Source organism: Methylobacterium sp. B1 (assembly GCF_000333255.1).
Classification (GTDB): Bacteria; Pseudomonadota; Alphaproteobacteria; order Rhizobiales; family Beijerinckiaceae; genus Methylobacterium; species Methylobacterium fujisawaense.
The window spans coordinates 1-8,320 of record NZ_BACT01001025.1; the positions used below are offsets into that span (position 1 = coordinate 1).

An 8,320-nucleotide genomic window follows, 5' to 3' on the forward strand; every position below is an offset into this window, starting at 1 on the left:
ACCTCGCCGCCATGGTGATGCCGGCCTTCGTGCTCGGCAACGCCATCGCGGCGGTGATGATGCGCCACACCCGCGCGGCGATGCTGGGCGTGCTCGGCTCCGACTACGTCCGCACGGCCCGGGCCAAGGGCGTCTCGCCCCTGCGGGTCACCCTGCGGCACGCGCTGCCGAACGCTGCGATCCCGATCATCACCCTGGGGGCGCTGGAATTCGGCCAGCTCCTGTCGGGGGCGGTGCTCACCGAGCAGGTCTTCTCCGTGCCGGGCTTCGGGAAGCTGATGGTCGATGCCGTGTTCAACCGGGATTTCGCCACCGTGCAGGGCGTCGTGATCTGCACCGCCGCCACCTACATCGCCCTGAACCTCGCCGCCGACCTGCTCTCGGCCGCCGTGAACCCGAAGCTGAGGCGGGCATGAGCGCAAGGATTGCCCGCGCCTCGCTCTCGCAGTCTTCAGAGCTGCGACTTCGGGAGTTACAATTGAGTGCACAGAGTGAAGCGCGGGTCCCCTCTCCCGAGCGGGAGAGGTCTGCTTTCGCAGAAAGCCGGGTGAGGGAGGAGAACTCTCCGGAAAGACCTGATCCCTCACCCCAACCCTCTCCCGCACGGGAGAGGGAGCGCGTCGCATCTCGCACTGGCCGGCCTGAAACCATCATGGGCTGCGCTGAAAAGCAGTGTGCGCGGATCGTACGCATCGCTGCCAACCCCGCGAGCCCCCGATGAGCACCGGCACCCCCATCGCCGAAGCCACCGGCCTCGCGGCCCCCGCGGGCACGCCGGCCCTCATCCAGGAACCCGGCACCCTCGCGGCCTTCTGGCGGCGCCTGCGCGCGCGCAAGAGCGCGGTGGCGGGCCTCATCATCGTAGGCCTGCTGATCCTCATGGCGGTCTTCGCCCCCTGGATCGCCCCCTACGATCCCACCGCCACCGACTGGGGCAACGTCCGCGGCGCGCCGAGCCTCGCGCACCCGTTCGGCGGCGACGAGGTCGGCCGCGACGTCCTCTCGCGGATCATCTTCGGCGCCCGCGCCTCCCTCGGCGCCGGCCTCGTGTCGGTGGCGCTGGCGGTGTCCCTCGGCCTGCCGCTGGGACTGCTCGCCGGCTACGCGGGCGGCTGGATCGACGGGGCGATCTCGCGCCTTACCGACGCGCTCCTGGCAATTCCCTTCCTGATCCTGGCGATCGCGCTCGCGGCCTTCCTGGGCCCCAGCCTCGTCAACGCGATGATCGCCATCGGCCTCTCGGCGACCTCGACCTTCATCCGGCTGACCCGGGCGCAGGTGCGCGCGGTGGCGGCGGAGGAGTTCGTGGAGGCGGCCCGGGCCATGGGCAACCCGCCCTGGCGGATCGCCCGGGTCCACATCCTGCCCAACATCGTGCCGGCGATCCTCGTGCAGGCGACGCTCACCATCGCGGCCGCCATCATCGCGGAGGCGAGCCTGTCGTTCCTGGGCCTCGGCCAGCAGCCGCCGGAACCCTCCTGGGGGGCGATGCTCAACACCGCCAAGAACTTCATGGACGAGGCGCCCTGGATGGCGATCTGGCCCGGCCTTTCGATCTTCCTCGCCGTCCTCGCCTTCAACCTGTTCGGCGACGGCCTGCGGGACGCCCTCGACCCGAGGCAGCGCACATGACAGCGCCCATGACCAAGCCTCTCCTCGACGTCCGCGACCTCGCGGTCGCGTTCGACACCGACGGCGGCGCGGTCCACGCCGTCAACGGCGTCTCCTACACCCTGCACGAGGGTGAGACCCTGGGGATCGTCGGCGAGTCGGGTTCCGGCAAGAGCGTGCACGTGCTCGCCATGCTGGGCCTGATCCCGCGCCCGCCCGGCCGCATCACCGGCGGGCAGGTGCTGTTCGAGGGGCGCGATCTCCTCGCCCTGAAGGAGCGGGACCTCCGAAAGGTTCGGGGCGGCGCGATCGGCTTCGTGTTCCAGGACCCGATGAGTTCGCTCAACCCCGGCATGACCGTAGCGGCGCAGATCATCGAGCCCCTGCGCATCCATCTGGGCCTCGACGCCCGCGCCGCCCGCGTCCGGGCGAAGGAACTGCTCGACCTCGTCCGCATCCCGAACGCGGGAGCGCGCCTCGACCAGTACCCGCACGAGTTCTCCGGCGGCCAGCGCCAGCGGGTGATGATCGCCATCGGCCTGAGCTGTCGCCCGAAGCTGCTGATCGCCGACGAGGCGACCACCGCCCTCGACGTCACCGTCCAGGCCGAGATCGTGGGCCTGGTGCAGGAGCTGAAGCGTGAGCTCGACATGGCGATCATCTGGATCACCCACGACCTCGGCGTGGTGGCCGGCATCAGCGACACCGTGCAGGTGATGTATGCCGGCCGGATCCTGGAGCGCGGCCCGGTGGACGACATCTTTTCGGATCCCCGCAACGCCTACACGCTGGGGCTTCTGCGCTCCCTGCCGGACCTCTCCGGCGGCCGGGCCGGGCGCCGGCGCCTGCACCAGATCGAGGGGGCGCCCCCGGACATGCGCCACCTGCCGCCGGGCGATCCCTTCGCGCCGCGCAACGCCTACGCGACGCCCCGGTGCCGGGCCGAGATGCCGCCCCTGGCGCAGGCGCCCGGCGCCGCCCCCGGCCACCTCGTCGCCGCCTGGTACGACCTGCCGCAGCTTCTGAGCCGGGAGGCCGCGCGATGAGCCCGCAGGACTATCCGGTCGTCTCGGTGCGGGACCTGTCCAAGCACTATCCCCTGCGCTCGTGGTGGGGCGGCAAGGCCTCGGTGTTCCGCGCCGTCGAGGGGGTGAGCTTCGACATCCGTCCCGGCGAGACCCTGGGGCTCGTCGGCGAATCCGGCTCCGGCAAGTCCACGATCGGCCGGGCCGTGACGATGCTCAACCCGCCGACATCCGGCACGATCGCCTTCGAGGGCACCGACCTCGCCAAGCTCTCGGCGGGCGCGATGCGCAGAATGCGCGCCCGGATGCAGACCGTGTTCCAGGACCCCTACGCGGCCCTCAACCCGCGCATGACCGCTGGGGATTATGTCGCCGAAGCGTTCAAGCTGCACCGGCGGGACATGCGGGGCCCGGAGCGGCGTGAGGCCGTCGCGGCGCTGTTCCAGCGGGTCGGGCTCGATCCGCGGTTCATGGGGCGCTACCCGCACCAGTTCTCGGGCGGCCAGCGCCAGCGCATCTGCATCGCCCGGGCGATCGCCCTGAAGCCCAGCTTCATCGTCGCCGACGAGCCGATCGCGGCGCTCGACGTCTCGATCCAGGCGCAGGTGGTGAACCTGCTCCAGGACCTGCAGGACGAGATGGGGCTGTCCTACCTGTTCATCTCCCACGACCTCCGGATGGTCCGCTACCTCTGCCACCGGGTCGCGGTGCTCTGGCGCGGGCGGATCGTCGAGATGGCCGAGGCCGACGCCCTCTACGAGGATCCGCGCCATCCCTACACGCGCCGCCTGCTCGCGGCCGTGCCGGTGCCGCACCCGGCCGAGGAGCGCGCCCGGCTCGCCGCGCGGGACCTCGCCGGCCACGACCAGCCGCCGGACGGGTCGCTCATTGAAGTGGCGCCGGGGCATTGGGTGGCGATGCCCGAGGGTCAGGGCGCGTGACAAGCCCACTTTCTCTTTCCCACCCTCCTCCCTCATCCTGAGGTGCGAGCACAGCGAGCCTCGAAGGAGGGCTCCAGCGAGCCGCACGATCCCTGGAGCCCTCCTTCGAGGCCTCCGCTGCGCTCCGGCACCTCAGGATGAGGCCGATTTTTGGATCAAGCAGCGTCGTCTCGTCGAGACGATCCATACAGCAGGACATCCCGTGAGAGACTTCTCCGCCCCCGGCCGCTCCCCGGTCTATGCCGCCAACGCCGCCGTCGCGACCTCGCACCCGCTCTCGACTCTCGCCGCCATCGAGGTGCTGCGCGCGGGCGGCAACGCCGTGGATGCCGGCATCGCGGCGGTCGCCGTGCAATGCGTGGTCGACCCGCTGATGACCGGCATCGGCGGCGACTGCTTCGCCCTCTACGCCCCCGCCGGCGCCACCAAGCCCCTCGCCCTGGACGGTTCGGGCCGCGCCCCGGCCGCCGCCACGCCCGACTGGTATGCCGAGCACGGCGTCGCCATCACGCCGACCTCGCCGCACGCCGTCACGGTGCCGGGTGCCGTCGCAGCCTGGGACCTGCTCGTCCGCGAGCACGGCACCCGCTCGCTGGGTGAGCTCCTCCAGCCGGCGATCCGCTACGCGGAGGACGGGTTCGTGATCCAGCAGCGGGTCGGCTGGGACTGGCAGCGGGGCGCGGAGCGCGTCGCCGCCGATCCGCACGCCGCCGAGACCTACCTGCCCGGCGGGCAGGTGCCGGCCATCGGCAGCGTCCTGCGCCTGCCGAAGCTCGCGGCGACGCTCCGGCGCATCGCCCAGGAGGGCGCGCGCGGCTTCTACACGGGGCCGGTGGCTGAAGACATGGTGAGCCGGCTCAACGCGCTCGGCGGCCTGCACACCCTGGACGACTTCGCCGCTGCCCGGCCCGACATGGTGACACCCGTCTCAACCCGCTACCGGGGCTACGACGTCTACGAGTGCCCGCCCGCAGGCCAAGGCCTGGCGGCGCTGATGATGCTCAACGTGCTCACGCATTACGACGTCGGCGCCCTCTCGGACCTCGACCGGCTGCATCTCTTCGCCGAGACCTGCAAGCAGGGCTATCATCACCGCGACGTCCTGTTCGGCGACGCCGCCCTCGCCCAGGTGCCGATCGAGCACCTCCTCTCCGACGCCTGGAAGGCCGCCGCCCACGGGGCGATCGACATGGGCCGGGCCCGCGAGCCGGAGATCTATCCCGAGATCAGGCAGGAAATCGCCGAGGGCCGCGCCCACAAGGACACGGTCTATCTTTGCGTGGTCGATCGGGACGGCAACGCCCTGTCGCTGATCAACTCGATCTTCCAGGGCTTCGGCTCCGGCATCCTGGCACCCGAGAGCGGCGTCCTGCTGCACAATCGCGGCCTGTCGTTCCGCACGGAGGGCGGCCACCCGAACAGCGTCGGGCCCGGCAAGCGGCCGATGCACACGATCATCCCCGGCATGCTGATGAAGGACGGGCAGGCGGTCGCGCCGTTCGGCGTCATGGGCGGCCACTATCAGGCCATGGGCCATGTCGAGCTGCTCTCCGGGCTCATCGACCGCGGCCTCGACGTGCAGGAGGCGCTCGATGCCCCGCGCAGCTTCGCCTATGGCGGCAGCCTGGAGGTCGAGGGCGGGATCTCCGACGCGGTGATGGCGGGGCTGATCGAGCGCGGCCACCCGGCGATCCGCGCGCCGCTGCCGCTCGGCGGCGGCCAGATCATCTGGATCGACCGCAAGGCCGGCACGCTGGCGGCCGGCTCGGACCCGCGCAAGGACGGGGCGGCGCTGGGGTATTGAGGGGCTTGGCCGGTGGGATGCTCAAGGCCTTCCCACCCACCGCCCTCATCCTGAGGTGCCCGCGTCAGCGGGCCTCGAAGGAGAGCTCCCGCAATCGCAACGGTATCCGGAGACCTCCTTCGAGGCCTCCGCTACGCTCCGGCACCTCAGGATGAGGTGATCGGATTGGACGCCCCGGGGACCGGAACGACAATCGTTCGGATCCCCGGAGGTTCGGATCAGTCGATATCCTCGACCGCCTCACCACCGCCGTAGACCCGCTGGGCGAGCGAGGCCTCCATGAACGGATCGAGATCGCCGTCGAGCACCTCGTCCGGATCGGTGGACTGGGTGCCGGTGCGCAGGTCCTTCACCAGCTGGTACGGCTGCAGCACGTAGGACCGGATCTGGTGACCCCAGCCGATATCGGTCTTGGACGCGGCCTCGGCGTTGGCCTTCTCTTCGCGCTTCTTCAGCTCCGCCTCGTAGAGGCGGGCGCGCAGCATGTTCCAGGCGGTCGCCCGGTTCTTGTGCTGCGAGCGCTCCTGCTGGCACGCCACCACGATCCCGGTGGGGTTGTGGGTGATGCGCACCGCCGAGTCGGTGGTGTTCACGTGCTGGCCACCGGCGCCCGACGACCGATAGGTGTCGATCCGGCAGTCGGATTCCTTGATCTCGATCTCGATCCGGTCGTCGATCACCGGATAGACCCAGACGCTGGCGAAGCTGGTGTGCCGCCGGGCGCTGGAATCGTAGGGCGAGATCCGCACCAGACGGTGCACGCCGGACTCGGTCTTGAGCCAGCCATAGGCGTTGTGGCCCTTGATCAGGAGCGTGGCGCCCTTGATCCCGGCCTCTTCGCCGTCGGTCATCTCGACGACCTCGACCTTGTACTTCCGACGCTCGGCCCAGCGGGCATACATGCGCTGAAGCATGTTGGCCCAGTCCTGGCTCTCAGTGCCGCCGGCCCCGGCATGGACCTCGAGATAGGTGTCGAATCCGTCGGCCTCGCCGGACAGCAGGGTCTCGACCTGCCGGCTCGCGGCCTCCTTCTCGACGGCCAGGATCGCCGCCTCGCCCTCGCGGATCGAGGATTCGTCACCCTCCATCTCGCCGAGCTCGATCAGCGTGGCGCCGTCCTCGAGGTCGCGCTCCAGCTTCTTGATCGCCGTGACGGCCTCGTCGAGCTGCTGGCGCTCGCGCATGACCTTCTGGGCGGCCTCGGCATCGTTCCAGAGGTCGGGGTTCTCGGAAGCCGCGTTCAGCTCCGCGAGGCGTTTATCGACTGTATCCCAGTCAAAGATGCCTCCTCAGCAGCCCTATAGACTGCTTGGCGGCATCCGAGGCTTGCTCGATCTCGGCGCGCATCTGGTTTTTCGGGAATGGGGTTTGGGGAAAGAATGGAGGCTCGTCGGGTCGGGGTGATAGCCCCCGGGACCCGGCCTGTAAACGCTCCCGCGTCGCGTCGCATGCCGCCCGTGCGGCGCCCGACCGCAGGGAAGGAGGCGAGCCGGCAAGCCTCGGGCGCGTTGTCGGGCACGAACGACAGGGCCCAGGAGGCAAGCGGATGGCGGACGACGATCACGCGGCGACGTGGACGGACTTCAACGAGGCCGTCAATATGACGCCCGCGGCGCTGAAGAAGCACCTCGACAGCGAGGCCAGCAAGGAGGTCGGCCAGAAGAAGGGCGGCGGCGAGTCCACCGGCCACGCGATGGGCCGGCGCATCCTGGCGATCAAGGATACGAAGAAGGCCGACCTGACGGACGACGATTACGCCGCTATGCGCAAGGTGGTGGGCTACGTCCACCGCCATCTCAAGCAGGGCGGAGAGGCCCGGAAGGACCCCGACTCACCGTGGCGGTTGTCGCTGATGAATTGGGGCCACGATCCGCACAAGGATTGAGGCTCCGGAACGCCCGGCGGCTCAGTAGCGCGGCGGCACGATGTAGGACGGAGCGATCACGTACTCCTTCGGCCGCTTGCGCGCGCCGAACCGGCCCTCGGTGATCTGGTCGTTGTAATAGTCGAAGCCCGTATAGCCGAAACCGCCGCCGTTCATCACCTCGGCGACCGGGACCGCGGGCTGCGCGAGATCGGGACGGCCCGGCGGCACCACCACCTGGCAGCACCCCTCGGTCTCGAGAACGGTGGGCCCGTTCGGCGCGGTGAACACGAAGGCGCGGGGCTGGTACGGCGCGGGCGGGTAGGCGGCGTCGGAGGCCGAGGCGCCCTGCCCCGCCAGGAGGGCGAGCAGTCCGGCGGCGATCAGGGTCTTGGTGCTCACGCGATGCTCCGTCAGGGGGCCGGCCGGTCCGGCATCTGGCCTACAGTCTAGCTGATCGCGGGCGGCTTGTCCGGCCCATCCGAATCGACCGGTTACCGAAATGCCGGCGCGGATCAGCCGCGGGCGCGCAGGACAACCTGCGGGCTCGCCGGCACGGGGCGGCAATCCGTCGTGAAGGCGTTGACCGGCAACGGCTTCGAGTCGCACGCATACACGTCCGCCGGGCCGGGCGCGGGGATCGGATCCCGGGCGATGATCGGGTTCGGCGCACAGGCCGAGGCCGCGGCGGCGAGCAGCAGGGCGGCGATCAGGTTCAGGCGGCGCATGCGACACTCGGGACGCGGGAGGACCCCCGCACCTGACCCTGGCCATCGCGATCCGTCCTGACAAGCGCCGGCGCGGGGCGTCGGCGCCTTTGGCGGAGCCTGTCGCCCCGCGGCAACAATCCGCGCGGGGTCGGCTAGCCGGCCCGGACCATCGGCACGACGTTGTGCAGGGTCTTGTCGGTGCCGTCGAAGAACCGGCGGATGTTGCGCGCGGCCTGCCGGATGCGCTGCTCGTTCTCGACCAGCGCGATGCGGACATACTCGTCGCCGAATTCGCCGAATCCCGATGCGGGCGCCACCGCGACATCCGACTTCTCCAGCAGCAGCTTGGAGAATTCGAGGCTGCC

At 70.3% G+C, this 8,320-nt stretch carries 9 protein-coding genes and 1 pseudogene; 6 read left to right on the plus strand and 4 right to left on the minus strand.

The features are described 5' to 3' along the window. From I53_RS28530 to ggt, 5 genes are all read left to right on the plus strand, one after another. Positions 1-416 (plus strand): ABC transporter permease (locus I53_RS28530; RefSeq protein ID WP_043357396.1); only part of this gene is annotated, 416 nt, incomplete at its 5' end. Between the two features lie 301 nt (positions 417-717). Beyond that, complete coding sequence (locus I53_RS28535; RefSeq protein ID WP_043357398.1) at positions 718-1,632, plus strand: ABC transporter permease; 915 nt, start codon at positions 718-720, stop codon at positions 1,630-1,632. Next, complete coding sequence (locus tag I53_RS28540; protein ID WP_043357400.1) at positions 1,629-2,657, plus strand: ABC transporter ATP-binding protein; 1,029 nt, start codon at positions 1,629-1,631, stop codon at positions 2,655-2,657. Before I53_RS28535 ends, I53_RS28540 begins: the two co-directional genes overlap by 4 nt. Next, entirely contained in the window at positions 2,654-3,577 is a 924-nt protein-coding gene (locus I53_RS28545) for an ABC transporter ATP-binding protein (protein ID WP_043357401.1), read from the plus strand. The genes I53_RS28540 and I53_RS28545 overlap by 4 nt, the downstream gene beginning before the upstream one ends. A 202-nt stretch (positions 3,578-3,779) precedes the next feature. After that, positions 3,780-5,381 carry a gamma-glutamyltransferase gene (ggt, locus tag I53_RS28550; RefSeq protein ID WP_043357403.1) on the plus strand — a complete coding sequence of 534 codons (1,602 nt, stop codon included), beginning with the start codon at positions 3,780-3,782 and terminating at the stop codon, positions 5,379-5,381. A gap of 218 nt (positions 5,382-5,599) precedes the next feature. On the opposite strand, the gene prfB is transcribed toward ggt, so the two are convergent. Then, a protein-coding gene (gene prfB, locus I53_RS28555; RefSeq protein ID WP_100794053.1) for a peptide chain release factor 2 occupies positions 5,600-6,728 on the minus strand; the annotation gives its coding sequence in 2 pieces (ribosomal slippage) (positions 5,600-6,658 and positions 6,660-6,728; 1,128 coding nt in all). 199 nt (positions 6,729-6,927) lie between these two features. Here prfB and I53_RS28560 point away from each other — a divergent pair. Next, the gene (locus I53_RS28560; protein ID WP_043357406.1) at positions 6,928-7,266 is read left to right on the plus strand and encodes a DUF3140 domain-containing protein; all 339 of its coding nucleotides are present in this window, start codon (positions 6,928-6,930) and stop codon (positions 7,264-7,266) included. 21 nt (positions 7,267-7,287) lie between these two features. Here I53_RS28560 and I53_RS28565 read toward each other — a convergent pair whose 3' ends face one another. The 3 genes and pseudogenes from I53_RS28565 to I53_RS28575 all read right to left on the minus strand — a co-directional run. Beyond that, on the minus strand, positions 7,288-7,647 hold the full coding sequence (locus tag I53_RS28565) for a hypothetical protein (protein WP_043357408.1): 360 nt from the start codon (positions 7,645-7,647) through the stop codon (positions 7,288-7,290). Positions 7,648-7,760: 113 nt separating this feature from the next. After that, entirely contained in the window at positions 7,761-7,973 is a 213-nt protein-coding gene (locus I53_RS28570) for a hypothetical protein (protein WP_020090818.1), read from the minus strand. A 134-nt stretch (positions 7,974-8,107) separates the two neighbouring features. Further along, positions 8,108-8,320: pseudogene (locus I53_RS28575) on the minus strand (aminotransferase); the annotation flags it as partial.